This is a genomic window from Citrobacter sp. VF227, from assembly GCF_052950715.1.
On sequence record NZ_JBRFVF010000006.1, the window covers coordinates 210,933 to 236,838 of the forward strand.

The 25,906-nt window shown below is 52.5% G+C and carries 22 protein-coding genes; 9 read left to right on the forward strand and 13 right to left on the reverse strand.

The window, feature by feature from the left end:
- The first annotated feature begins 31 nt into the window (after window positions 1-31).
- On the forward strand, window positions 32-1,099 hold the full coding sequence (gene degS / locus ACU8YC_RS18760) for an outer membrane-stress sensor serine endopeptidase DegS (protein ID WP_151217885.1): 1,068 nt from the start codon (window positions 32-34) through the stop codon (window positions 1,097-1,099).
- 56 nt (window positions 1,100-1,155) lie between these two features.
- On the opposite strand, the gene mdh is transcribed toward degS, so the two are convergent.
- A complete protein-coding gene (mdh, locus tag ACU8YC_RS18765) occupies window positions 1,156-2,091 on the reverse strand; it encodes a malate dehydrogenase (RefSeq protein WP_003025158.1) in 936 nt (311 codons plus the stop codon).
- 436 nt (window positions 2,092-2,527) lie between these two features.
- Between mdh and argR the strand changes: the two genes are divergently transcribed.
- Both argR and yhcN read left to right on the forward strand, forming a co-directional pair.
- Window positions 2,528-2,998, forward strand: a complete 471-nt coding sequence (gene argR, locus ACU8YC_RS18770; RefSeq protein WP_003025162.1) for a transcriptional regulator ArgR — start codon at window positions 2,528-2,530, stop codon at window positions 2,996-2,998.
- 375 nt (window positions 2,999-3,373) lie between these two features.
- The gene (gene yhcN / locus ACU8YC_RS18775; RefSeq protein WP_003025165.1) at window positions 3,374-3,640 is read left to right on the forward strand and encodes a peroxide/acid stress response protein YhcN; all 267 of its coding nucleotides are present in this window, start codon (window positions 3,374-3,376) and stop codon (window positions 3,638-3,640) included.
- A 57-nt stretch (window positions 3,641-3,697) separates the two neighbouring features.
- On the opposite strand, the gene ACU8YC_RS18780 is transcribed toward yhcN, so the two are convergent.
- From ACU8YC_RS18780 to aaeX, 4 genes are all read right to left on the reverse strand, one after another.
- The gene (locus ACU8YC_RS18780) at window positions 3,698-3,976 is read right to left on the reverse strand and encodes a barstar family protein (protein WP_151217886.1); all 279 of its coding nucleotides are present in this window, start codon (window positions 3,974-3,976) and stop codon (window positions 3,698-3,700) included.
- Window positions 3,977-4,101: 125 nt separating this feature from the next.
- Complete coding sequence (gene aaeB / locus ACU8YC_RS18785) at window positions 4,102-6,069, reverse strand: p-hydroxybenzoic acid efflux pump subunit AaeB (RefSeq protein ID WP_151217887.1); 1,968 nt, start codon at window positions 6,067-6,069, stop codon at window positions 4,102-4,104.
- A 5-nt stretch (window positions 6,070-6,074) separates the two neighbouring features.
- The gene (gene aaeA, locus ACU8YC_RS18790; RefSeq protein ID WP_003025174.1) at window positions 6,075-7,007 is read right to left on the reverse strand and encodes a p-hydroxybenzoic acid efflux pump subunit AaeA; all 933 of its coding nucleotides are present in this window, start codon (window positions 7,005-7,007) and stop codon (window positions 6,075-6,077) included.
- 7 nt (window positions 7,008-7,014) lie between these two features.
- A complete protein-coding gene (gene aaeX / locus ACU8YC_RS18795) occupies window positions 7,015-7,218 on the reverse strand; it encodes a p-hydroxybenzoic acid efflux pump operon protein AaeX (protein ID WP_151217888.1) in 204 nt (67 codons plus the stop codon).
- Window positions 7,219-7,402: 184 nt separating this feature from the next.
- On the opposite strand from aaeX, the gene aaeR reads away from it, so the two are divergent.
- Window positions 7,403-8,332: an HTH-type transcriptional activator AaeR gene (gene aaeR, locus ACU8YC_RS18800; protein ID WP_151217889.1), complete on the forward strand. Its 930-nt coding sequence runs from the start codon at window positions 7,403-7,405 to the stop codon at window positions 8,330-8,332.
- A 59-nt stretch (window positions 8,333-8,391) separates the two neighbouring features.
- On the opposite strand, the gene tldD is transcribed toward aaeR, so the two are convergent.
- The 8 genes from tldD to csrD all read right to left on the reverse strand — a co-directional run bounded on the left by tldD (window position 8,392) and on the right by csrD (window position 20,755).
- Complete coding sequence (tldD, locus tag ACU8YC_RS18805) at window positions 8,392-9,837, reverse strand: metalloprotease TldD (RefSeq protein ID WP_187253355.1); 1,446 nt, start codon at window positions 9,835-9,837, stop codon at window positions 8,392-8,394.
- 75 nt (window positions 9,838-9,912) lie between these two features.
- Window positions 9,913-13,713 (reverse strand): AsmA2 domain-containing protein YhdP, encoded by a 3,801-nt coding sequence (gene yhdP, locus ACU8YC_RS18810; protein WP_151217890.1) that lies wholly within the window; start codon window positions 13,711-13,713, stop codon window positions 9,913-9,915.
- Between the two features lie 114 nt (window positions 13,714-13,827).
- Window positions 13,828-15,297 (reverse strand): ribonuclease G, encoded by a 1,470-nt coding sequence (gene rng, locus ACU8YC_RS18815; protein WP_187253338.1) that lies wholly within the window; start codon window positions 15,295-15,297, stop codon window positions 13,828-13,830.
- The gene (locus ACU8YC_RS18820) at window positions 15,287-15,880 is read right to left on the reverse strand and encodes a Maf family protein (RefSeq protein ID WP_151217891.1); all 594 of its coding nucleotides are present in this window, start codon (window positions 15,878-15,880) and stop codon (window positions 15,287-15,289) included. The genes rng and ACU8YC_RS18820 overlap by 11 nt, the downstream gene beginning before the upstream one ends.
- An 8-nt stretch (window positions 15,881-15,888) precedes the next feature.
- Entirely contained in the window at window positions 15,889-16,377 is a 489-nt protein-coding gene (gene mreD, locus ACU8YC_RS18825; protein ID WP_151217892.1) for a rod shape-determining protein MreD, read from the reverse strand.
- A complete protein-coding gene (mreC, locus tag ACU8YC_RS18830; protein ID WP_151217893.1) occupies window positions 16,378-17,400 on the reverse strand; it encodes a rod shape-determining protein MreC in 1,023 nt (340 codons plus the stop codon).
- Window positions 17,401-17,464: 64 nt separating this feature from the next.
- Window positions 17,465-18,508: a rod shape-determining protein MreB gene (gene mreB / locus ACU8YC_RS18835; RefSeq protein WP_000913396.1), complete on the reverse strand. Its 1,044-nt coding sequence runs from the start codon at window positions 18,506-18,508 to the stop codon at window positions 17,465-17,467.
- A 306-nt stretch (window positions 18,509-18,814) separates the two neighbouring features.
- Window positions 18,815-20,755: an RNase E specificity factor CsrD gene (csrD, locus tag ACU8YC_RS18840; protein WP_151224438.1), complete on the reverse strand. Its 1,941-nt coding sequence runs from the start codon at window positions 20,753-20,755 to the stop codon at window positions 18,815-18,817.
- 225 nt (window positions 20,756-20,980) lie between these two features.
- Between csrD and acuI the strand changes: the two genes are divergently transcribed.
- The 5 genes from acuI to accC all read left to right on the forward strand — a co-directional run bounded on the left by acuI (window position 20,981) and on the right by accC (window position 25,902).
- The gene (gene acuI / locus ACU8YC_RS18845) at window positions 20,981-21,955 is read left to right on the forward strand and encodes an acrylyl-CoA reductase (NADPH) (protein ID WP_151217894.1); all 975 of its coding nucleotides are present in this window, start codon (window positions 20,981-20,983) and stop codon (window positions 21,953-21,955) included.
- Between the two features lie 119 nt (window positions 21,956-22,074).
- Window positions 22,075-23,079: a protein-methionine-sulfoxide reductase catalytic subunit MsrP gene (gene msrP / locus ACU8YC_RS18850; RefSeq protein WP_187253340.1), complete on the forward strand. Its 1,005-nt coding sequence runs from the start codon at window positions 22,075-22,077 to the stop codon at window positions 23,077-23,079.
- Entirely contained in the window at window positions 23,080-23,679 is a 600-nt protein-coding gene (msrQ, locus tag ACU8YC_RS18855; protein ID WP_151224439.1) for a protein-methionine-sulfoxide reductase heme-binding subunit MsrQ, read from the forward strand.
- Between the two features lie 392 nt (window positions 23,680-24,071).
- Entirely contained in the window at window positions 24,072-24,542 is a 471-nt protein-coding gene (gene accB / locus ACU8YC_RS18860) for an acetyl-CoA carboxylase biotin carboxyl carrier protein (protein ID WP_003025210.1), read from the forward strand.
- Between the two features lie 10 nt (window positions 24,543-24,552).
- Window positions 24,553-25,902, forward strand: coding sequence for an acetyl-CoA carboxylase biotin carboxylase subunit (gene accC / locus ACU8YC_RS18865; protein ID WP_003025213.1), 1,350 nt, complete (start codon window positions 24,553-24,555; stop codon window positions 25,900-25,902).
- Window positions 25,903-25,906 lie beyond the last annotated feature (4 nt).

The window sequence follows — 25,906 nt, forward strand, 5'->3', positions numbered from 1 at the left end:
TGCCGTTCCCTTTATTAATGACGCCGCCATCATGTTTGTGAAGCTTTTACGTTCGGTCGCGATTGGTTTAATCGTCGGCGCTATTCTGCTGGCCGCGATGCCCTCGTTGCGCAAAATTAATACGCTTACCGCACCGCAGTTCGACAGTGCAGATGAAACACCCGCCAGTTATAACCCGGCTGTTCGCCGCGCAGCGCCTGCCGTCGTTAACGTTTATAACCGCAGTATGAACAGCACAGCGCATAACCAGCTTGAGATCCGCACGCTCGGCTCAGGCGTTATCATGGATCAGCGCGGCTATATCATTACCAACAAGCACGTCATTAATGATGCTGACCAAATCATCGTCGCATTGCAGGATGGCCGTGTATTTGAAGCGCTACTTGTGGGTTCTGATACGTTAACCGACCTTGCGGTGCTGAAAATCAACGCGACTGGCGGACTGCCGACAATTCCGATTAATAACAAACGCGTACCGCACATCGGCGATGTGGTTCTCGCCATTGGTAACCCTTACAACCTCGGGCAAACCATCACTCAGGGGATTATCAGCGCCACCGGTCGTATTGGCCTGAACCCGACGGGGCGGCAAAACTTCCTGCAAACCGATGCCTCCATCAACCACGGCAACTCCGGTGGTGCGCTGGTTAACTCGTTGGGTGAGTTGATGGGTATTAACACCCTGTCATTTGATAAAAGCAACGATGGCGAAACCCCGGAAGGGATCGGTTTTGCTATTCCTTTTCAACTGGCAACCAAAATCATGGATAAGCTGATTCGTGACGGACGCGTGATTCGCGGCTACATCGGCATCAGCGGTCGCGAAATAGCGCCACTGCACGCCCAGGGCGGCGGCATGGATCAAATTCAGGGAATTGTGGTTAACGAAGTGTCCCCGGATGGTCCGGCAGCGCGGGCTGGCATACAGGTTAACGATCTGATTATTTCGGTCAATAATAAGCCAGCGGTGTCAGCGCTGGAAACAATGGATCAGGTGGCAGAGATTCGCCCAGGCTCGGTTATCTCCGTGGTCGTGATGCGCGATGATAAGCAGTTGACGCTGCAGGTCACGATTCAGGAATATCCGGCAACCAACTAACGCGGATATAAAAAAACCGGAGCCAGTGCTCCGGTTTTTTACTTTCTGGCAGTTCGTTATTTAACGAACTCTTCGCCCAGAGTGATATCTTTCTTCAGCGTATCCAGCATACCTTCCAGCGCAGCTTGCTCAAACGCGCTCAGCTTGCCGATAGACTGACGTTCTTCTACGCCGTTTTTGCCCAGCAGCAGCGGCTGAGAGAAGAAGCGAGCATACTGGCCGTCGCCTTCAACGTAAGCACATTCAACCACACCTTTTTCGCCGCTCAGTGCGCGAACCAGTGACAGGCCAAAACGTGCTGCAGCCTGACCCATAGACAGGGTTGCAGATCCGCCACCAGCTTTAGCTTCCACAACTTCAGTACCCGCATTCTGGATACGTTTGGTCAGGTCAGCCGCTTCTTGCTCGGTGAAGCTTACGCCAGGAATTTGTGACAGCAGCGGCAGAATGGTCACGCCAGAGTGGCCGCCAATAACCGGGACTTCAACGTCGCCTGGCTGCTTGCCTTTCAGTTCCGCCACAAAGGTGTTGGAGCGGATAATGTCCAGCGTGGTCACGCCAAACAGTTTGTTCTTATCGTATACGCCTGCTTTTTTCAGTACTTCTGCAGCGATAGCAACCGTCGTGTTAACCGGGTTGGTGATGATACCGATACACGCTTTCGGACAGGTTTTAGCAACCTGCTGCACCAGGTTCTTCACAATACCGGCGTTAACGTTGAACAGGTCGGAACGATCCATACCCGGTTTACGTGCGACGCCAGCGGAGATCAGCACCACATCAGCACCTTCCAGTGCAGGGGTAGCGTCTTCGCCGCTAAAGCCTTTGATTTTCACAGCAGTAGGGATATGGCTCAAATCAACGGCCACACCAGGCGTTACTGGAGCGATGTCGTACAGGGAGAGTTCTGAACCTGAAGGCAGTTGGGTTTTTAACAGTAATGCTAGCGCCTGACCGATACCACCAGCAGCGCCGAGGACTGCAACTTTCATCCTAAACTCCTTATTATATTGATAAGCAAAGTGTCTATTGCTCCGCGGCGGCGACCTTAATTCACAAATCCAACGAATACAACAACCACGCGTCAAGAATGCGTAGTCACGCAAATTTGGCTTTTATGCATTTAACTTACGTAAAATAAAACCTAAGTTACGTAATTCAAAACCACCCGCACAGTAGAGCAACTTTCCAACAGGTGCTGACAATATACCCTACCCACCTCTCAAAACAACATCAATTTGATAACATTTAATTTACTTTTAACCTTATTTGCGAGCCGTGACACAGGCATGTTTCTTGATAACGAAATTTGATAAAATTCCGCTCTTTCATAACATTATTTCAGCCTTGAACAAGGCAGACCGTTTGCATAAAAATTCATCTGTATGCACAATAATGTTGTTTCTACTGCCATATTACGGGTGACTTATGCGAAGCTCGGCAAAACAAGAAGAATTAGTCAAGGCGTTTAAAGCGCTGCTTAAAGAAGAAAAGTTCAGCTCTCAGGGCGAAATTGTCCTGGCGTTGCAGGATCAGGGCTTTGATAATATCAATCAGTCCAAGGTTTCTCGCATGCTGACCAAGTTCGGCGCCGTGCGTACACGCAATGCGAAAATGGAAATGGTTTACTGCCTGCCAGCAGAGTTAGGGGTACCGACAACCTCCAGCCCGCTAAAAAATCTGGTACTGGATATAGACTACAACGATGCGGTCGTGGTTATTCATACCAGCCCCGGCGCTGCTCAGTTGATTGCACGTCTGCTGGACTCATTGGGGAAAGCGGAAGGTATTCTGGGTACGATTGCCGGTGACGATACTATCTTCACCACCCCAGCGAAGGGATTTACGGTAAAAGATTTGTACGAAGCCATTCTGGAACTGTTCGAACAAGAACTATAGTGCCTCCTCCCCGTCGCCTCGCGACGGGGAAAAAACTCTGTTTTCTCCCTCTTCCCTCTATTTTCCACTACAACTCGTTTAACAAATGGTGCGTTTAACCATCAAAAACCATTCACGTAGTGAATACGAATACTTTAAAACGCACATTTTGCAAAAATTCATATCATTATGATTTGATTGAATTTATTTATTTAAAGATGTCAAAAACACTCTTTTTAATTCCATTTGATTATAAAAAAACCATTTCTTAACACCAAATACCAGCAGAAACAATTAGCGTGGTATTAATTTATCAGGTTATTAGTGTATACTTGATTTTGTGATGAGGGTCACGAAACGCAGACCCCTATAAAAGAATTCGACGAGGTAAAAATCATGAAAATCAAAACGACTATTGCAACCTTAAGCCTTCTTTCTGTTCTCTCTTTCGGTGCAAGCGCCGCGGTTACTCAGGTGAACTCACAAGAAGCACAGAACCTGCAATCCATGGGTAGCATCTCCGTATCTCAGATCGGTAGCTCACCAATGGATATGCGTCAGGCCATCGCTGCTAAAGCTGAAAAAGCAGGTGCCAGCAGCTATCGCGTTACCGAGCTCCGTGAAGGCGCTCACTGGCATGCTACTGCAGAACTCTACAAATAAACCCTCGTCGTCTCAGTCCGACGACTTGCCCCCGCCTGCCGGGGGCTTTTTTATGCCTTATATTGAATGCCGAACATTAAAGCGCAACTGCCCTTCCAGCTCTTCTTCCGCTTCATCGAACAGTAAAATCAGCGCACCATATCGTCTGCGTAGCTTGTCCGGCAAATGAACAAATTCAATCTCCAGCGGCAACGGTAAGACTTCCCCGATAACCACCTCCCACAAAGAATCTAAATCAACCACCTTTTCCCTGGCGAGACCGAACGTGCGCGTAAACTCGCGATAGAAATCACCCTGGTCTTCTATCTCGTCAAAATCAAATGTATAGATGTTCATCTATAGCCACCATCCCGACGCCAGTCACTGTCACTCTACGAACCAATAATATGCAGAGACTTCCTGCATTTTCAGGTAAGTATAGCCATAAAAAAACCGACGTTTTTATCGTCGGTTTCTCACATTCAATTGCTGGTCAGCGCATGTTGATACTTATGTAGCATCCCACTGAGTCGTTTTACCGGCTCGGTAACCTGCGGTGGTGCTTGCCAAATGATTAATTTCTCCTGGTAGATCTCAAGCTCTTCCAGCAACTGACTAAAGTAACGTCGCCGCTTGTCGTCGTTTCCTGCAGAAATCACGTGATCGGCAGTGCGGCGAAGCTGGCGATGGAATGCGGAGAGATCCTCGTTTACCGGTACCGGCGCATCGCGCAGGCGCTGATGCGCGATGATCATGGTCAGCGCCAGGCGAAACTTCGCCAGGTCGCCGGGAAATTTGTTCATTAGCAAAAACAGCTGCTGATAAAGCGCCGGAAGATGGTTTTCTTTTCGACGAACCACGTTGGTGGTCATCGCAGAAACCGCCGCCGAGACAAACTGGTTGAGCAACACGCGGCCCGTTCTGTCACGAGAGTTATCACGCACCAACATAATGACGATAAATGCCAGTACACAACCAACAATCTGCCCCAGAGCACTGTCAAGAAACTGGCTAAAGTGGAACGTCATCGGGTTATCCAGCACGATGATATTAATCGTGCTGGCCAGCGCCCCCATCGATCCCAATCGTCTTTTCTGTACCTCGATCCCCAGAAAGAAACCCAGCACCGCCAGGCTCAGACACAGCAACAACATACTTTGCTGGGTATTAGGGATAATCACCAGGAAATAGAGTGCCCCGAGCGGTAACGCCGCCAATGTGCCGTATATAAAGTCTATCGCCACCATACGCGGGTTAGGCAAACGCATTGCCAGCGAGGTAACAACCGCAATCATCACCATTGCACCGCTGCCGGATGTCCAACCGGTCCACAGCCAGAATAAGGTTCCCAGCACACATGAAAGTGTGGTGCGCCAGAAATTAACCATCGCATGGTGACGCTCGGCAGATTCCACTTTCACCACCGGTTCACCTTGCAGGATCTCTTCTTCGATAGCGCTAATTTTGGTGTTGCTGACAACTCCACGTTTAAGTAACAAATAGCGTGTTGCCGCCCCAGCCCAGGTGTAAATTGTGACAGGTGTGTCACGTTCTCCGGTCCAGGCAATCACCCTACGCATCCGCTTCAACTGTTTATGGACATCCTGTACCGTTTCAACCGGCGTATCGAACAACTCACGGAAGGTATCGGTGATCAATTCTGGTCGGGTGTTCTGAATTAGATAGGTTTCGCAGGACTGCGTGATGAGCGTGAGCGACAACGTATTCAATGCCTTGAGTCTGCGGTTAGCCCGCACCCAGCGCGAGGACTCCATATTCAGGTTACTACGCATCCCTTCCAGCGCCGCCGTTCGCCTGACTAAATCTCCCCAGGCTTTGTCCACTTCCTCACTGTCGCCATGCTTAATGCACAGCTGCATAAGCTGATATTGCGCTACCAGCAGGCTATCCAGTTCGACATCAATTTCCTGTTTCACCGAACGGGGCGAAAAGAGCAGGTCAGCAACAATGGCACAGACAATGCCCATCACAATTTCACTACAGCGTTCGAGCGCAAATTGCGGCGTCAGCAGCGGTTCAGCCTGAATAGTAATGACGATGATCAGCGCCGTATAGCCTGAAAGCCCCCAGGCATAGGAGTTTTCGATCTTCACTAACGATGAGATCCAGGTACAAAAACCGGCCCAAACACAACACACCAGGATCATCAATAGCGGGGCGCGGATCATGCTGATGATAATGATCAGTGCGGCAATACAGCCGATAAATGTCCCGACAATACGCAGCATGCCGCGATAGCGGATAGCACCTGAATAAGGTTCTCCACCAGCGGCAAAGGCCGGACCTGCCGCCACAATGGCCGCGGTCAGCACCGCCCAGCGCGGGGTCTCAAGCTGGAAATGAAAGCCAACGAACAGCGCCAGTACAATCGCGCAGGCCAGTTTTACCGCAAAGCGGATATGCTGATTGGCAATGGAGAAAATACCCATCGCGATTAACCAAATTCGCGCAGGCGGTGCGCCATTTTACGGAAGAAAGATTCCTGACTGGCATCGCGATCCTGCTTGCCGGTAATGACGACGGTCGCGGTCGTCCCGGCAGGCCACAAGGTTCCCTGCTGCTCATCAAGGCGAATTCGCACCGGCACACGCTGCGCCAGACGCACCCATTCAAGATTGGAATCAATGGTCGCCATACCCTTGGCGTCCCGCGTGCTGCTGGCATTCGTTACGCCAGCCGCCACACTATCAACAGTCCCCTTCAGCACATTATTACTGCCAAGCGGGGTGATTTCAGCGCGATACCCAGGACGAACGCCTTCCAGTTTGGTTTCTTCCATATACGCCAGCACATAGAAAGAATGCTGTTTGACTAACGCCACCGCCGTGGACCCGCGCGTAATAAATTCGCCGCTATAGACGTTCAGGTTAGTCACCCAGCCATCTGCTGGCGCGCGGATAACGGTACGCTCCAGATCTAATTTCGCCAGGTCGCGGGTCGCTTGTGCCTTCGCAAGCTGGTGTAATACGGTTTGCAGGACGTTGTTTGACTGATCGATCTCTTCACGAGACATGGCCTGCACGCCAAGTCGGTTACGACGACCAGCCTCCTGGCGTTTTTCCTGCGCCAGAACTTGATAATAAGCGACATCAGCTTCAGCCTGTTCAAGGGCTTTCTTATAGCGTGGCTGATCGATGGTGAACAGGATCTGATCCTTTTTCACCAGTTGGTTATCATGGATGTTAACGTTGGTAATAAGGCCCGCAACATCCGGCGCAATGGCGACAACATCGGCGCTGAAACGGGCATCACGCGTCCACGGCGACTCGGTGTAGAACACCCATGCGCGGAAAATGGCGATGAAGGCCAGAATGACCAGTATCACGGTAATGGCCGTGCGGGAGAGTTTTCTTGTTAGTGTTTTCACTTCAACCTCAAACGAACAGGCGCGTTGTTAAGTAGAACAGACAGCAATACAGCGCGGTGTTAAACAGAGCCGGATGCCAGACAAAATCATAGATACCAGTCGGAACCAGCACCCGACGCACCAGCCAGAAAATCGCCAGTGACAAAAGTAATTCGAAAAAAATCGGTGGGAAGGACAAACCAAACACCACGATAACGGGAAACAGACTCATGTTGACCTTGGTAACGTAAGAGAGTGCAGATGATAGTTTTTCTAGCGTATGTCACCGCAGAGAAGGGCGAGGATGAGCCAGGCGAGAGCGACATAGCCGTTATTTGAATAATAATATATTAACGTAACTGTTATGCTGTTATCTATATTATGTGATCTAAATCACTTTTAAGTCAGAGTGAACAATGGAACGATTAAAACGTATGTCGGTGTTCGCCAAAGTTGTCGAACTGGGCTCCTTCACCGCCGCCGCAAGACAGCTACAAATGAGCGTTTCATCAATAAGCCAGACGGTCTCCAAACTGGAAGATGAGTTACAGGTCAAGCTGCTAAACCGCAGTACGCGCAGCATTGGGCTAACTGAAGCCGGTAAAATTTATTATCAGGGCTGCCGCCGGATGCTGCACGAAGCACAGGATGTTCACGAGCAACTTTATGCCTTTAACAACACGCCTATCGGTACCCTGCGCATTGGCTGCTCTTCAACTATGGCACAAAATGTCCTCGCCGGGTTGACCGCCACGATGCTGAAAGAGTATCCGGGATTGACGGTAAATCTGGTAACCGGCATTCCGGCCCCGGATTTAATCGCGGATGGCCTGGACGTAGTTATCCGCGTCGGCGCGTTGCAGGACTCCAGCCTGTTTTCACGCCGTTTGGGAGCTATGCCGATGGTGGTCTGCGCCGCGAAAAGCTATCTCGCGCAGTTTGGCGCCCCGGAGAAACCCGCCGATCTCAGCAACCACTCGTGGCTGGAATACAGCGTGCGCCCGGATAATGAATTCGAGCTTATCGCTCCGGAGGGCATCTCCACCCGCCTGATCCCAGAGGGGCGCTTCGTGACTAACGATCCGATGACGCTGGTACGCTGGCTGGCCGCAGGCACGGGCATTGCCTATGTACCGCTGATGTGGGTGATCAATGAGATCAATCGTGGCGAAGTGGAGATCCTGCTTCCCCGCTACCAGTCGGATCCGCGTCCGGTCTACGCGCTGTATACCGAAAAAGACAAATTGCCACTCAAGGTGCAGGTAGTGATTAACTATCTGACAGACTATTTTGTCGATGTGGCGAAGCTATTCCAGGGAATGTACGGTCGGGGAAAAGAGAAGTGATGATATGCCCGATAGCGCTAGCGCTTATCGGGCAAAAATACCCTTTAAATTACAGTTTCTCAGGCAGTACCGCCCACGGTCAGGTTATCCACCTTCAGCGTCGGCTGACCCACGCCCACAGGCAGACTCTGTCCTTCTTTACCGCAAACGCCAACTCCGTTATCCAGTCTCAGGTCGTTACCCACCATCGAAATCTGCTGCATCGCTTCGATACCGGAGCCAATTAACGTTGCGCCTTTCACCGGTTTGGTCACTTTACCGTTCTCAATCAGATACGCTTCGGACGTCGAGAATACAAATTTCCCGGAGGTGATATCCACCTGGCCGCCGCCGAAGTTAGGTGCATAAATACCGTATTCAACGGATTCGATGATTTCCTGCGGCGTGGATTTCCCCGGCAGCATATAGGTGTTAGTCATACGCGGCATCGGCAGGTGCGCGTAAGATTCACGGCGACCATTACCCGTTGGCGCGACTCCCATCAGGCGCGCATTGAGTTTGTCCTGCATATAGCCTTTCAGAATGCCATTTTCGATCAGCACGTTGTACTGACCCGGCGTACCTTCGTCATCGATAGCCACGGAACCACGACGGTCCGCCATTGTGCCGTCATCCACCACGGTACACAATTCTGACGCCACCAGTTCACCCATGTGACCGCTGAATACTGATGTGCCACGGCGGTTAAAGTCACCTTCCAGACCATGACCGACCGCTTCATGCAGCAGGACGCCAGGCCAGCCAGCGCCGAGCACCACCGGCAACGTACCGGCAGGCGCGGCCACCGCAGAGAGGTTAACCAACGCCATGCGTACGGCCTCTTTCGCCCATGCGTCAGCACGGACTTCGCCATCGAGATCGGCAAGGAAATAGTCATAGCCAAAACGCCCGCCGCCACCGCTGGCGCCGCGTTCACGCTTGCCATCCTCTTCAACCTGTACGCTTACCGACAAACGCACCAACGGACGGACGTCAGCGGCCAGCGTACCGTCGGTCGCCGCCACCAGAATCAGTTCATAAACACCAGTCAGACTGGCGGTCACTTCCTGAACGCGCTTGTCTGCGGCACGCGCCACGTTGTCTACGCGGCGCAGAATATCCAGCTTCTCTTCACGGCTCATGCTCTGCAGGGGATCAACTGAGGTATAAAGCGCCTGGTGCTCCACCGCCCCCAGCGTTTTTACTTTGCCATCACCGTTGTCACGCACGATGGTACGAGCGGCATGAGCACTTTGTTCCAGCGCCAGCAGGCTAATCTGGTCTGCATAGGCAAACCCTGTTTTTTCGCCGCTGATGGCTCGCACGCCAACGCCCTGATCGATATTGTAAGAACCATCTTTAATGATGCGGTCTTCTAAAACCCAGGATTCGTGATAGCTCGACTGAAAATAGAGATCGCCGTAATCAAGGCGGCGTTCGGCCAGTTGGCCCAGGATGGCAAACAGATCCTGATGTTTCAGGCCATTCGCCGCTAGCAATTGTTCACTTACCAGGTTCAGACTCATCGTTTTGCTACTCATTAGTTACTGCGGTAGAAGATCTATGTAGTGAGATTGGGGCAATTACTCGCCCCCGTCAAATCATTGCTGGCTTTCTTTGCGCGGCTGACGCAGAACTTCGTTGATCTGTGGCTTATCGATCGGACCAGTGATGCGATAGCGCAGAATCGACACTTTGCTCCACAGCGGTCCCAATACCTTACTGGCAGCAAACACCGCCGCACCAACAATCGGGTTGACGGCAAACGCAGCGGCAACCCCTACGGTGGCAGAAATCTCTGGCGCGACCACCGCTTCCATATTCAACTCCCGGCGTACCAGGTTCACCGAGCCTTTCATCGCAATATCGGCTTCCAGACCGTCCACCAGCGTATCATCAGTATGCATCACGCCATCTTTGATCCACGCCGTGCTGCGAATCGAGTCGAAATAGAAGCCTTCGCTGAAGGTATCGCTGAAATCAAAGCGCAGTTTACGCAGCAACGCATCAAAGCTTAACAGGCGTAACAGTTGTCCCGCATGACCGGTACTGAGTTCTGTAAGCTCACCTTTGCCCAGGCGGGTACGCAAAATACCATTCAGCGAAGCTAAATCTGGATCCCACGGCGGGTTACGCCAGTGCAGATCGTACTCAACGTTGAACGAAGAGTTGCGAATCGGGGTCGATACGCCAAAGAAGTTGGCCGCGGAGTCAATTTTATTGCCACTCAGTTTACCCTTCAGCGACGTCCGCTCCTTGCCCGGCGCATTCACCCACACGCCGTCGGTGGTCAGTCTGGCAAAACCGGTATCCAACAGGCCGTTACTCAAGGTGAGCGTGTCGCCTTTAATCGCGACATCGGCGTCAATGCGACCGTATTTCTGTCCCCACATCCAGCACTCGGCACAGCGTAGTTGAAGATCCGGCCAGCCACGGAAGCTGACGTTGTCGATGGTGGAAAACGGCGAAGCGGGCGTACTATTCGGTGACGGTTTTGCCGCACTTGGGTTGTAATAAAGATACTTAATATTGGCCAGCCACGGCGCGTTATTGCGCATCGCCAGCGTGGCGTTAATTTCGCGGCCCTGCGCCTGCACGGTGGAGCCATTGATTGACGGCTCAGACACAATACTTAAATTATTCCACTGCTGGCCACCCAGGGATAACGCTGGCGTACGTACCGTGATGCGCTGAGGGAAGTTGGCGTTGGTCCCAACGTTATCCGCAGCACCTTTCTGGAACAAAGCCAGCCATTGCGCCCCATCCATAGGGGGAAGATTAAGCTCAATGCCTTGTTGATCGGGTAACGCGGGCACGGTACGGCTTTCCGACGTCCAGATTGCGCGGTCAAGCGTCAGTTTCTGATTCAGCAACCAGCGGCTGTTAAAGTGATTCTTACTGCCCGCGTTGCCGGTCAGATCAAAACTGCGCAGATTGCCGTTGGCCTTAACGTTAACCGGCAACGCCTCACCGGCAGCCTTGTTCAGGGGAGAAGGTAAGTGACTACTTACATTCTTCAGGTCGCCTTTTATCTCTATGTCGTAAGTCGGCCCCGCATGATACGGGAGATCGATACCTACCTTGCCATTCCACGCCATGCTGCCGCTTAACGCATCGTTGACCTGCGCCGGTAAAATCCCCATACGGGTTGGCTGCCAGTCACCTTGCAGATTCACGGCTACCTGATAGGCTTTCGCCCCTTCGGTCGTGGAAAAGTCGACGTTCAGCGGTTGATTAAACCAGTTCGCCGTCATCGGCTCGCTCTTTAAATCGCCATTGATAAAGCTGAATTTACCGTTCAAATTCTTCAGCGTGCTGTCGAGCGGTTTAATAAACAGGCTGTTATTACGCAGGTTGACATCACCTTTCGCGGTAACCAGCGAGCCGTCTAGCGGAATATCCAGATGTAAGCGAGCATTCACATCGCCGTCAATCTGCAACTGCTCTAGCGTGGCGCCGAGGGAATCCTTCAGCGGCGTCTCATCAAAATAAGGTCCGACCGCCTTGCCTGGTCCGTTAATATCGGCATCAATCAGCAGTTTTTCTTTGGCATAGTCGGGGATATTGGCCGTCAGATTACTGGCCTTCACGCCGCCCAGATTAACGCTATCCGTCTTCATCCACAGACCGTCGTTAATGAAATTCAGTTCAATATTGAGGTCAGTAAGCGCAGGCCAGTCGGGCTGGAAAGCAAATTTCGCGTTGCGTAGCGGCACCAGGACCTGAAATTGCCCCTCATTATGCAGATACGGGAACAGATGCGGGTTACCGCCATACACCAGCGTGGCGTTATCCGCTTCGCCGCCCTGAATAGCGCCACTGAGGTAGTCAACCAGGTCTTTGCCCATCAGATTTTCCGGGAAGTAGCGCCAGGCTTGGGAGCCGTCGTCGGTGCTGATGCCAGCCAGAATACCTAACCACGGTTCATCTCCAGTGGGTTGCAGATAGCGAAAACCACCGCGCGCACGTACCGCTTTCGCTTTCACATCAATGTTGCGCCCGTCTAACTGAAAGCCTTTCTCATTCTTCAGCCAGCTTAGCGTCGCCACGCCGTTCTCTATTTCCAGCGGTGCGCGGAAAACGGTTTCGTACGGCATTTTAGCTTGCTTCATCGAAGCGGTGAGTGCACCATTTTCAACGCTGCCCGCAAGCGTACCGGAGAAATGCTCAGCCCCCGGTAGCAGCTTCCACTGTTTCCAGGCCAGATTGCTCCACGAGGACTGGAAGCGAGTTTTTTCTGTCGCCTGCAGTGGGATATCCAACGCCAGCACATCTATCTTTCCGCTCGGCTGCGTGGCCCGCCAGATATCACCCAGTGCAGGCGATATCCTGGCCGCCATCGGGCGCAGCCCCTCCAACCCAGCCAATTCCAGGTTACTGGCACGAATGCGTAACTCATCGCTGCGTTTATGATTCTCACCACCGACTTCCTGCTCAGGGACCCAGGCCAGCGTTAATGCCCCGCTCGGCCAGGGTTTATCGTCCATGGTGATACGGGTGTCAGGGATCGAGAATTGCCAGCCCGGTCCTTCATGGGTAATGTGCGCCGTCAGGTTATCGACAGAGAGCGTGTGAGTATGCTCATCACCCAGCCAACTTGCCCCGCCTTTTTTCAGCCAGACATCACCGCCGGAAACGACCCCTTTGCTAATCGTCATCCAGGCTTCCAGGCTGAAACGCGCAGTTTGCAGCGCAACATTATCCTGCATCCATTTACTCAGCCACGGTTTGACGTCGATGTCATCGGCTTGCAGCCAGACCCGACCGTTATTCAACAGCCCGTCATCGTCGCGCAAATCCATACGCACCTGCATAACACCGTGCTGCCCGGTCAGACTGGAGAGACTGACCAGGCCCTCTGCACGATGGCGGTTTTTACCGTTCAGCCAGGTAAGCTGTGGGATCGCCAGTTCTGCACGCTGGCCAGAGAGGGTTAAGAAACTAATCTGGCTGTCACGCAGATCGAAATGATCAAACTGACGCAGAAAGAGATCGCTGAGGTGGCCGGCTTCAATTCCGTCACCGCTTTCACTGTGCTGGATGGGGGTATTGATGCGCAGTTGCAATTGCCAAAAGGTGAGGTCGCGGAACTGCCAGCGCATGTGCAGTAAGCTTTGCCAGACATCCAACGCTAACGTGACGCGCTTTACCGAAAATTCGCCACCGTCTTTTAGCTGCGCATGGATATCGCGCGCTTCAAGCGTAGGACCGAAATTTTGCCAACTTGCGGAAAGCTCACTGGCGGAAACCGGCAGACCGGTGGCGGATTCAATCTTGCCAAGGATGACAGGCCGCCAACTGTCAAGATGAGGTAGCGCCAGGCGCAGCCCACTGACCAGCAGCGCTGCGATGACAACGAATGCGGCTCCAGTGAGCAGTAATATCCCCGGCAATCGCCTCACGCGCCTCTCCTTGTCTACCAAAAAATGTGACTCACAAAACCGTGTTGCCGGATGGCGGCGTGAACGCCTGCTCCCACCTGCAAGGTATCGCCATCAGGCGTTTACCAGGCCAGATTACATCATGACGACGTCGAACTGCTCCTGGTTATACAGCGGTTCAATTTGAACTTTGACCTGCTTGCCGACAAAGATTTCAACTTCCGCCAACGCATGAGACTCCTCCCCCTTCAGGGCTTCAGCCACCGCCGGAGAGGCATATACCAGGAAACGATCGGATTCATATGCATGGTGAACGCGCACAATTTCACGCATGATTTCATAGCACACGGTTTCCACCGTTTTCACCGTGCCGCGCCCATGGCAGGTCGGACACTCGTTGCACAACACATGTTCCACGCTTTCGCGCGTGCGTTTGCGCGTCATCTCTACCAGACCCAGCTGTGAAAAACCGTTGATGCTGGTTTTTACGCGATCCTTGCTCAGAGCCTGCTCCAGAGAGTGCAGCACTCGGCGACGGTGGTCTTCATTATTCATGTCGATAAAATCGATAATAATAATGCCGCCGAGGTTACGCAGACGCAGCTGACGGGCAATAGCCTGCGTTGCTTCAATATTAGTATTAAAGATAGTGTCGTCGAGATTACGATGCCCAACAAACGCGCCGGTATTAATATCGACGGTGGTCATCGCTTCAGTCTGGTCGATAACCAGATAACCACCTGACTTGAGTTCAACTTTACGCTCCAGCGCACGTTGGATTTCATTCTCAACGTCAAACAGATCAAAGATAGGCTGGCGACCGCTGTAATGCTCAAGCTTACTGGTCATTTCAGGCATATATTCAGCCGTGAATTCCATTAACGCTTCGTACGTCAGGCGGGAGTCGACGCGGATCCGATCAAGCTGGGCGTCAGCAAAATCGCGCAACACGCGCTGCGCGAGCGCCAGCTCACCGTACATTTGATAGCGCGTTTGCGGGCGTTTCTTACGTTCCATGACTTTCGTCCAGACACGCTTCAGGTAGGCAGCATCCGAAGCCAGATCTTCTTCGCAGACGCCTTCTGCCGCCGTACGAATAATGAATCCGCCCTGCTCATCGCAGTAATCCGCCACCACTTTTTTCAGGCGTTCGCGTTCAATTTCGCTTTCGATACGTTGGGAAACGCCAACGTGCGACGCCCCCGGCATAAAGACGAGATAACGGGAAGGCAGCGTGATATCCGTGGTAAGACGGGCGCCTTTAGTACCCAACGGATCTTTTACTACCTGCACCATCAGGTCCTGACCCTGGCGCACCAGTTCAGAGATGTCGCGCACGGTGAACTGTTTTTGTTCTTCACCCGCCACGCATTCGGTGTGCGGCATGATGTCCGAAGCGTGAAGAAATGCAGCTTTATCAAGCCCAATATCTACAAAAGCCGCCTGCATACCCGGAAGTACACGACTTACACGACCTTTGTAGATATTGCCTACGATTCCGCGTCGCGCCTCACGTTCAATATGAATTTCCTGCAGAATACCACCATCAATGTAAGCCACCCGTGTTTCCGATGGCGTTACGTTTACCAACAATTCAGCCGTCATGTTTATCCCTTTTATCACGCAGTGCGTTAAAATTGGTCAGCAACTCATACGTTTCTACCAGCGGTAAGCCGACTACGGCGTGATAGCTGCCATTAATCTTCCTGACAAAACAGCCACCCAACCCTTGAATACCGTATGCACCTGCTTTATCCATTGGTTCACCGCTGGCAACATAACCCGCGATGTCCTCATCGGTTAGTGCTCTGAACGTCACTTCCGTCATCACCAGACAGTCCAGACTGTGCTGGCGGTCGGCCAATGCTACGGCGGTCATGACCTGATGCGTTTTGCCCGACAGTTTACGCAGCATTGCAGCGGCATGGTCGGCGTCATGTGGTTTTTCCAGCACCTCGCCATTAAGGATAACAATGGTATCCGCCCCCAATACCGGCAAATCGCGCGCGGCCAGCGCCACGCCAGCCTGCGCTTTTTCGCGCGCCAGACGCGAAACATACTGCTGCGCACTCTCCTGCGGGTGGCGCTGTTCTTCAATTCCAGGAACCAGCCGTTCAAACGTAACACCAAGCTGAGCAAGCAACTCCTGACGACGTGGAGAACCTGAAGCAAGATACAGAGTATTCATATCAACCTTTATTGCACCGCAAACTGCTGACGGACCTTACGCATCAGTAAGAATAGCCATGGCCAAAGCACACCATTCACTACACTACTCCAGAACACTTCGGGTCTGAAAGAGACATTGATCACTAAAAACTCGGCCCAGAAAACAATAATATCCACGACCAGTGATAACAACATGACTACCAGCGCCTGTTGCCAGAGTGCGAGGTTGCGGAATAGCTGGAATTTCAGCGCGACCAGATAAGCAATGATACTCATCGACAGTGCACGCACGCCAAGGGTGGAACCGCTGATGAGATCCAGTATGGCACCCATCACAAATCCTGTGCCTACATTTACGCGATGCGGCAGCGCAAGGATCCAGTACAACAAGATAAGCAGCACCCAGTTCGGCCGGAAAACCAGAATGTCGTCCGGCCAGGGCATGACTTGCAGCAACAGTGCAATAAGGAACGAGAGCCAAATCACCCAACGTCCCTGGCTACGATAGCTTGCCACTTACTGTCCTCCCGGCTTACGCGGAGCAGGCTGTGGCGATGTGGTATCCGCAGGCGCAGGAGTCACGCCTGTTGCTGGAGCTGGCATGGGCGCAGGCGGTCCCATTGCTTCAGGTGCAGGCAGAACTTGCGGCATCATTTGCATCAGACGTTCATTGGCAACACGGTGCACTTCTTCTGGCGTCATCGGATTTGCGCCATTGCGATCGGCGCCCCACAACAGCAGCAGATAGCGCAGACGCTGCAGACCGGCGGTCGGGCGCGCCTGAATCACGGTATATGCGCGCTGCGTGTCCAGCTTAACCGATGAAACGACACCGACCGGATAACCTTCAGGGAAACGTCCGCCCAGGCCCGAGGTAACCAGCACATCGCCAACGCGAATGTCGGTATTGGCCGGCAGATGTTCGAGCTGAAGATCGTCGGTGCAGCCGTTACCCGCAGCGATCACGCGAATATCATTACGCAGGACCTGGATCGGTAGTGCATGCGTCGCGTCGCAAATCAGCAGCACGCGGCTGGTCAGTTTAGCCACAGCAACGACCTGACCCACAACGCCTTTGTCGCTAATAACCGGCTGACCTTCATAGACGCCGTTAACGCTCCCTTTGTCGATCACGACCTGATCGCTGTAAGGGTCATTAACCGTTGAGATGACCTGCGTCACCATCTTTTGTTCGTCCTGACGTAGCGGCGATCCCAGCAGCTCGCGCAATCGCGCGTTCTCCTGTTTATATTGCCCCAACATCAGCAGCTCGCTGTTTTTCAGCAGCAGTTCCTGACGCAACGCCCGGTTTTCAAGTTCGAGTTGATCGCGCGAAGCCAGCGTTTGTGAAACGCCGTCGAGTAATTCACGGGGAGCATTTGAGATAAAGTAGAAAGGACTGACGGCGGTATCCATGTACGTTCGGATTTGACTAAACGTACCCAGGCGGCTGTCGGCAATAATAACGCCGAGCGCCACCAGCACCGCCAGAATAAGGCGAATCTGTAGCGACGGGCCACGGCTAAAAATTGGCTTCATAGTCTATGCGTATTCTCGTATCAGAGCGGAAGGGCAACCCGCGGGCTACCCAGCCTGCATCCGATTACTCTTCGCTGAACAGGTCGCCGCCGTGCATATCGATCATTTCCAGCGCCTTGCCACCACCGCGCGCCACGCAGGTCAGCGGATCTTCAGCAACAACAACTGGAATACCGGTTTCTTCCATTAACAGACGGTCAAGGTTACGCAGCAGCGCGCCACCACCGGTCAGCACCATGCCGCGTTCAGAGATATCAGACGCCAGCTCTGGCGGGCACTGTTCCAGTGCAACCATTACCGCGCTTACGATACCGGTCAGAGGTTCCTGCAGGGCTTCCAGAATCTCGTTGGAGTTCAGGGTAAAGCCGCGTGGAACACCTTCTGCCAGGTTACGACCGCGAACTTCGATCTCGCGGACTTCGTCGCCCGGATAGGCGGAACCGATTTCGTGTTTAATACGTTCTGCGGTGGCTTCACCGATCAAAGAACCGTAGTTACGACGAACATAATTAATGATGGCTTCATCAAAGCGGTCACCACCAATACGAACAGAAGAGGAGTAAACCACGCCGTTCAGGGAGATAACGGCAACTTCAGTCGTACCACCACCGATATCCACAACCATAGAACCGGTTGCTTCAGAAACTGGCAGACCGGCACCGATCGCAGCCGCCATCGGCTCTTCGATCAGAAAGACTTCACGGGCACCAGCGCCCTGTGCGGATTCACGGATCGCACGGCGTTCAACCTGCGTTGCTCCAACCGGTACACACACCAGTACGCGCGGGCTTGGGCGCATGAAGCTATTGCTGTGCACTTGTTTGATAAAGTGCTGGAGCATTTTTTCAGTCACGAAGAAATCAGCGATAACGCCGTCTTTCATTGGGCGAATTGCAGCAATATTGCCCGGCGTACGACCCAGCATCTGCTTCGCATCATGACCTACTGCAGCCACGCTTTTCGGCGAACCGGCACGATCCTGACGAATGGCCACAACAGAAGGCTCATTCAATACGATGCCTTGTCCTTTTACATAAATAAGGGTATTCGCGGTACCCAGGTCAATGGACAGGTCATTGGAAAACATGCCACGAAATTTTTTCAACATACTAAGGGATAATCCTGAAAGCTGGGGCGGAAAACAAAATCCGCTTACTTTACCAACCACACGCAGCAGCGACAAGGCGCAAAAATCATCTGCTACGGTGAAAATTAGTGCAGTTCGTTTCCTTTGTTACAAAACCGGCCTGAGTCCATCAGGGCTGAATAAATCAGCAGCACTCCTCGCTTTTGTTTGCAACCTGTCAAAGGTCATTCACCTGCATGTTTGCTGTTACAATCTGGCGAGCAGACAAGCACACCCCCAGAAGGCACAGCGCGCGTTATTCTACGTGAAAACAAATTAAACGGCAGGTTAAACCGAGTATCTTTGCGAATATTTTTTCACGTTAGTGTCAAGTGGCTGTGATGCGGCAAAAAAATCCCCTTGCCCACCAGCAACTCCGCGTTCCGTCAGCGTGTGCCACTCACTACGCGAACGAACGCCCGTGGCGTAAACCTGCGTTGGTGTTCCTGAACAGGCCTCTACCAGGCTTTGAACCAGCAGCTGGTTTTCCGTTCGTTTATCAATATTCCTCACCAGGCTTGGATGTAGCTTCAATAACTCAACGTTAAGCTCCTTGATCCAACTGGTACTCACCAGCGTTAAGCCCGCCTGCGTCACAGCGATTCGCACACCCAGCGCCCCCATCAATCTGATGACGGGTTGTAACCGGCTGATATGTTGACAGACATCTGCCTCCGCAAGTTCAATAATTATGCGTTTGCGTAATGATTTTTCGCACTGCATCAGCGTATCACGTAGCCAGCGCTGAAAACGCGGGCGAATGAGTGATTCAACCGTTGTCTGCATCGCCAGACTTTCCTGCGGCCAGTACCCCAACAGCAGGATCAAACGGCTGATTTGCAGACGGTCATACTCTTCAGCCAGGCCAAACTGCAGCACCATCGGCATATATTCCGCCGAAATAACCTCTTCGCTGCCATCAAAAATACGGCACATCAGCTCCCGATGATGTACTCGTCCTTCACGCGTTACCGCAGGCTTTTGATAAATTCTCGGCCCGCCCCGACTGAGCATCTGTTCGATTAGCGTTCGCCAGCGTACGTTGCCCCGACCTTTTTCCGGCAGTGAATCATCATAGACCGACCAGCTGTTCCCACCCTGTAATACCGAATTCCGCGTGGCGGCTTCGGCATGATCCATCACTTGTTCTGTCGACTGCCCGCTGCGACAAACACAAATGCCGATATGAATCATATCGGCACGATCGATCATTTTATTAGCCGGAAGCGCGTCCACCGCTTTTAATAATTGCCCCGCGATGCTTTCCGCCTCTTTCAACGTGCGGTGCGGCAGCAGGATGGCAAAATCGCTACGGTGGTAGCGCGCCAGCAACGCGCCTGGATAGCGCGTCATAAAAGTCGACAATAAATTGATGAGCATTGAAATTTGTTCTTCCGCGAGGGTAATTCCCCAGCTATCGCGCAGCAGCGTAAAGTCTGGAAGGCGCACCATCATCACGACGCCATGCGATCCCACTTTTTCCTGATCTTCAAGTAGCGTTGCCAGTTGGTTATCAAAGAACAAGCGGTTACTCAGCCCGGTTTTTGTATCCTGCGCCACATAGGAACGAATCAGCGTATCGAGGCGACTGCGTTGTTCGCGAGCATTTTGAATCTCGGCCAGGAGCATATCGAGCGCGCTACTGGTACGTGCTGGCCATTCATAGACCGTTCCCCGCACGTTCGGTCCACGTTCACCATTCAGAATGCGCGTTGAACGAATCTCCAGCAGCTCTTGCCCTGAAAGCTGACGCTGAAGCCAGCGCACCGACAAAAAGAGCATAAGTATAATGAAAGCAATCGCCAGCGTGAGCGGTGCGGTGGTCAGCAGCGAATGGAAATAGTTACCCATCGGATCCTGATAAACCAGACGCAGCGACATACCCGGGTTCTTGATCAACGGGACGGTGATATCGCGATAGAGATTATTTGTCCCCGCCGGGCGATAGCTGCTGGTGCGGGAGTGCTCATACACCACGTGCTCGCCCTGCATCAGTTGTATACGCACGATATCAACCGAAACCATCAGTTCATCGATTTGCGGGGTTAACGCAACGACATCGCGGGAGACAAGTTGAGTATCAATCGCCGTCGCCACCCCCTGAACACGGGTGGTGAACTTATATTGAACTGCGTTGTAGAAACTCAGCGAGCAGCCGATGAGAGTTACGAAAATCGTTAACCCAGTAAGCAGCGTGACAAAAGCTGAAAATTTCGTCGTTAATCGCATCCTTGTGTTAACTCCGACAGTTATGAAACAGGTATGAAAGTGATAAAGCGACGCGCAAATGCAAAGCTGAACGCAAAATCCGTCCATTTATACAAACAGTGTGGGCATACTACCAAATCAGGTATATCTGGCAATTTATTGCGCAGAATCGGCATCATGTTTTGATTAGCGAGTATAGTCTTCATAATTAATTTTCCAATCCACCAGACGAATTGAGGACAGGTTATGCAGGCTTTGATCTTAGAACAGCAGGACGGAAAAACCCTCGCATCCGTTCAACCCCTCGACGAAAATCAGCTACCGGAAGGCGATGTGACGGTGGATATCCACTGGTCAAGCCTGAACTACAAAGACGCCCTGGCTATCACTGGCAAGGGTAAAATCATTCGTAATTTTCCGATGATTCCTGGTATCGATTTCGCCGGTACCGTTCGCGCAAGCGAAGATCCCCGTTTTCATGCAGGTCAGGAAGTTTTGCTGACCGGCTGGGGCGTGGGTGAAAATCATTGGGGTGGACTGGCAGAACGCGCACGCGTGAAAGGCGACTGGCTGGTTGCGCTGCCAAAAGGGCTGGACGGACGTAAAGCCATGGTCATCGGTACCGCCGGTTTTACCGCCATGCTGTGCGTCATGGCGCTGGAAGATGCCGGCATCCGCCCGCAAGACGGTGAGATTGTTGTCACCGGCGCAAGTGGCGGCGTGGGCAGCACGGCCATTGCGTTACTGCATAAGCTGGGTTATCAGGTTGCGGCGGTTTCGGGTCGCGAAAGCACCCACGACTACCTGAAGAGCCTGGGCGCTAGCCGTATTCTTGGTCGCGATGAGTTTGCAGAATCACGCCCGCTGGAAAAACAACTGTGGGCTGGTGCAGTTGATACGGTTGGTGACAAAGTCCTGGCGAAAGTACTGGCACAGATGAACTACGGCGGCTGCGTTGCCGCCTGTGGCCTGGCAGGCGGTTTTACTCTGCCGACTACGGTGATGCCGTTCATTCTGCGTAACGTTCGTTTGCAAGGGGTAGACTCAGTGATGACTCCTCCGGAACGGCGTGCACAAGCCTGGGCGCGACTGGTGAAGGATTTGCCGGAATCGTTCTATGCTCAGGCCGCCACGGAAATTACGCTGGCAGATGCACCGAAGTTCGCCGATGCCATCATCAATAACCAGGTGCAAGGCCGTACGCTGGTGAAAGTGAAGTAATAGACCGTGGCGCAGAAATTTACACTTAATTAACCAAATTTCACGGCATATCTTCAGACTCCCTGCCATATTAACTACGCGTCCCCTGTCAGTTATGACGCGTAAGCCGGGAGTCTGTTATGAAGAAATTACGTCCATTTACAGAAGCCGACGTCACTGACGAGTCGGCTTTTTTTATGCAGCGCCGCCAGGTTCTGAAAGCATTAGGGATCAGCGCTGCCGCGTTGTCTTTGCCCCTCTCTGCGCAGGCCGATCTTCTTAGCTGGTTTAAGGGCAACGATCGCCCTCCAGCACCCGCAGGTAAGCCGCTTGATTACAGTAAGCCCGCCGTCTGGCAAAATTCGCTTCCTTTAACGCCTGCGGATAAGGTTTCTGGCTACAACAACTTCTACGAGTTCGGTCTCGATAAGGCGGATCCGGCAGCCAATGCAGGCAGCCTGAAAACCGATCCGTGGACGTTGCAAATCAGTGGCGAGGTGGCAAAACCACTCACCCTCGATCACGATGCACTAACCGCCCGTTTCCCGCTGGAAGAACGGATTTATCGGATGCGCTGCGTGGAAGCCTGGTCAATGGTCGTGCCGTGGATTGGGTTTCCGTTACATAAACTGCTGGCACAGGTTGAACCGACCAGCAACGCAAAGTATGTTGCGTTCGAAACGCGCTACGCGCCGGATGAAATGCCAGGACAAAAGGATCGCTTTATTGGCGGCGGGCTGAAGTATCCCTATGTTGAAGGGCTGCGTCTGGATGAAGCGATGCATCCACTCACACTGCTCACCGTAGGGGTTTATGGTAAGGCCCTTCCCCCACAAAATGGCGCGCCCATCCGCCTGATTGTGCCGTGGAAATACGGATTTAAAGGCATTAAGTCGATCGTGAGTATTAAACTCACCCGCGAACGTCCCCCGACCACCTGGAACCTGGCTGCCCCCAACGAATACGGGTTTTATGCCAACGTTAATCCGCATGTCGATCATCCCCGCTGGTCCCAGGCCACAGAGCGTTTTATTGGCGCAGGCGGTATTCTGGACGTTCAGCGCCAGCCCACGCTGCTGTTTAACGGTTACGCCGACGAAGTCGCTTCGCTGTATCGAGGACTTAATCTGCAGGAGAATTTTTAAGTGCGCCTGACTGCAAAGCACATTACCGGGCTGAAAGTTTGCCTGCATCTTGCAGGCTTTTTACCGTTTGTCTGGCTATTTTGGGCGGTAAACCACGGTGGACTGAGCGCCGACCCGGTCAAAGATATCCAGCACTTTACCGGTAGGACAGCTCTGAAATTCTTGTTGGCGACCTTGCTGGTCTCTCCACTCGCGCGCTACGCTAAACAGCCATTATTGATACGCACGCGTCGCCTGTTAGGGCTATGGTGTTTCGCCTGGGCGACATTGCATTTAACCAGCTATGCGCTCCTGGAGTTGGGTATTAATAATCTGACGTTGTTAGGGCGGGAGTTAATCACGCGACCTTACTTGATGCTGGGCATTGTCAGTTGGGTGATCTTATTCACCCTCACCTTAACGTCCACGCAGGCGGCACAGCGAAAGCTGGGGAAAAAATGGCAGTATCTGCACAACTTCGTCTATCTTGTGGCGATTCTGGCACCCATACATTATCTGTGGTCGGTAAAAATTATCTCCCCTCAACCGATTATTTATGCCGCACTCGCGGCGGTGCTGTTAGCCTGCCGCTACAAGAAGTTTCGCCAGTGGTGGCGGTAGTTTCACGATATGTGCAGTACGTTGCAAAATGCGGACGATCCGATTTTCTTTACATGTTAACGGTTGATTATCTTCCCTGATAAGACCAGTATTTAGCTGCCAATTGCTACGAAATAGTTATAATGTGCGACTTTGCTATCCCCGGTAGCGTTTTTACGGCGTGGAAAGGGTGACATTCGCATATTGAAGGTATATTTTGTCTTTTACCCGAAAATGGCAGAAGATAGCCGCACAATGACTAACAAGTCTGGCAATCTCATATAATGGCCGCAGCACCCAGTGCAACGCCTGAGATGCGTGGCATCTTGTCACTCACTGTTATAAAAATGCTATACAGACGGCGGTAAAACGCTTGTCACAATCTCACTAAACAAAGAGTACGGAACCCACTCATGGATATTCGTAAGATTAAAAAACTGATCGAGCTGGTTGAAGAATCAGGCATCTCCGAACTGGAAATTTCTGAAGGCGAAGAGTCTGTACGCATCAGCCGTGCAGCGCCAGCTGCAAGTTTTCCAATGATGCAACAAGCTTATGCTGCACCAGTGATGCAGCAGCCAGCTCTGTCTAACGCTGTCGCACAAACTGCCTCTCCAAGTATGGAAGCTCCGGCAGCAGCGGAAATCAGTGGTCACATCGTACGCTCCCCAATGGTTGGTACGTTCTACCGCACCCCGAGCCCGGATGCTAAAGCGTTCATCGAGATCGGCCAGAAAGTGAATGCGGGCGATACCCTGTGCATCGTTGAAGCCATGAAAATGATGAACCAGATCGAAGCCGACAAATCCGGCGTAGTTAAAGCGATTCTGGTAGAAAGCGGTCAACCGGTAGAATTTGACGAGCCGCTGGTCGTCATCGAATAACGAGGCGAACATGTTGGATAAAATTGTTATCGCCAACCGCGGCGAGATTGCCTTGCGTATTCTTCGTGCCTGTAAAGAACTGGGCATCAAGACTGTCGCGGTGCATTCAAGCGCGGATCGCGATTTAAAACACGTATTGCTGGCGGATGAGACGGTCTGTATTGGCCCGGCTGCGTCCGTAAAAAGCTATCTGAACATTCCGGCTATCATTAGCGCTGCTGAAATCACTGGCGCGGTGGCAATTCACCCGGGTTATGGCTTCCTCTCTGAGAACGCCAACTTTGCTGAGCAGGTAGAACGTTCCGGCTTTATCTTCATCGGTCCGAAAGCCGACACAATCCGCCTGATGGGCGACAAAGTGTCTGCGATCACCGCCATGAAGAAAGCTGGCGTACCGACAGTACCAGGCTCTGATGGCCCGCTGGGCGATGACATGGACGCTAACCGCGCTCATGCTAAACGCATCGGTTATCCGGTTATCATCAAAGCCTCCGGCGGCGGCGGCGGTCGCGGTATGCGCGTCGTACGTAGCGATGCCGAACTGGCACAATCCATCTCCATGACCAAAGCGGAAGCGAAAGCGGCTTTCAACAACGATATGGTTTACATGGAGAAGTACCTGGAAAACCCACGCCATATCGAAATCCAGGTGCTGGCAGACGGTCAGGGTAACGCGATTTATCTGGCTGAGCGTGACTGTTCCATGCAGCGTCGTCACCAGAAAGTCGTCGAAGAAGCACCAGCACCGGGCATTACCCCGGAACTGCGTCGCTACATCGGTGAGCGTTGCGCCAAAGCGTGTGTTGATATCGGCTATCGTGGCGCGGGTACTTTCGAGTTTCTGTTCGAAAACGGTGAGTTCTACTTCATTGAGATGAACACCCGTATTCAGGTTGAACACCCGGTTACCGAAATGATCACCGGCGTTGACCTGATCAAAGAGCAGCTGCGTATCGCTGCGGGACAACCGCTGTCCATCAAGCAGGATGAAGTTGTGGTTAAAGGCCATGCGGTTGAATGCCGTATCAACGCCGAAGACCCGAACACCTTCCTGCCAAGCCCGGGTAAAATCACGCGTTTCCACGCGCCGGGCGGATTTGGTGTGCGCTGGGAGTCTCATATTTACGCAGGCTACACAGTACCTCCGTACTATGACTCAATGATCGGGAAGCTCATTTGCTACGGTGAAAACCGCGACGTAGCAATCGCCCGTATGAAAAACGCATTGCAGGAACTGATCATCGACGGTATCAAAACCAACGTTGATCTGCAGATCCGCATCATGAATGACGAGCACTTCCAGCATGGTGGAACCAATATCCACTATCTGGAGAAAAAACTCGGACTCCAGGAAAAGTAAGCAT

Coding starts and splice junctions, on each gene's coding strand:
- degS (WP_151217885.1), top strand. CDS start 32: ATGTTTGTGAAGCTTTTACGTTCGGTCGCGATTGGTTTAATCGTCGGC.
- mdh (WP_003025158.1), bottom strand. CDS start 2,091: ATGAAAGTTGCAGTCCTCGGCGCTGCTGGTGGTATCGGTCAGGCGCTA.
- argR (WP_003025162.1), top strand. CDS start 2,528: ATGCGAAGCTCGGCAAAACAAGAAGAATTAGTCAAGGCGTTTAAAGCG.
- yhcN (WP_003025165.1), top strand. CDS start 3,374: ATGAAAATCAAAACGACTATTGCAACCTTAAGCCTTCTTTCTGTTCTC.
- ACU8YC_RS18780 (WP_151217886.1), bottom strand. CDS start 3,976: ATGAACATCTATACATTTGATTTTGACGAGATAGAAGACCAGGGTGAT.
- aaeB (WP_151217887.1), bottom strand. CDS start 6,069: ATGGGTATTTTCTCCATTGCCAATCAGCATATCCGCTTTGCGGTAAAA.
- aaeX (WP_151217888.1), bottom strand. CDS start 7,218: ATGAGTCTGTTTCCCGTTATCGTGGTGTTTGGTTTGTCCTTCCCACCG.
- aaeR (WP_151217889.1), top strand. CDS start 7,403: ATGGAACGATTAAAACGTATGTCGGTGTTCGCCAAAGTTGTCGAACTG.
- tldD (WP_187253355.1), bottom strand. CDS start 9,837: ATGAGTCTGAACCTGGTAAGTGAACAATTGCTAGCGGCGAATGGCCTG.
- rng (WP_187253338.1), bottom strand. CDS start 15,297: ATGACGGCTGAATTGTTGGTAAACGTAACGCCATCGGAAACACGGGTG.
- ACU8YC_RS18820 (WP_151217891.1), bottom strand. CDS start 15,880: ATGAATACTCTGTATCTTGCTTCAGGTTCTCCACGTCGTCAGGAGTTG.
- mreC (WP_151217893.1), bottom strand. CDS start 17,400: ATGAAGCCAATTTTTAGCCGTGGCCCGTCGCTACAGATTCGCCTTATT.
- mreB (WP_000913396.1), bottom strand. CDS start 18,508: ATGTTGAAAAAATTTCGTGGCATGTTTTCCAATGACCTGTCCATTGAC.
- csrD (WP_151224438.1), bottom strand. CDS start 20,755: ATGCGATTAACGACGAAATTTTCAGCTTTTGTCACGCTGCTTACTGGG.
- acuI (WP_151217894.1), top strand. CDS start 20,981: ATGCAGGCTTTGATCTTAGAACAGCAGGACGGAAAAACCCTCGCATCC.
- msrP (WP_187253340.1), top strand. CDS start 22,075: ATGAAGAAATTACGTCCATTTACAGAAGCCGACGTCACTGACGAGTCG.
- accB (WP_003025210.1), top strand. CDS start 24,072: ATGGATATTCGTAAGATTAAAAAACTGATCGAGCTGGTTGAAGAATCA.
- accC (WP_003025213.1), top strand. CDS start 24,553: ATGTTGGATAAAATTGTTATCGCCAACCGCGGCGAGATTGCCTTGCGT.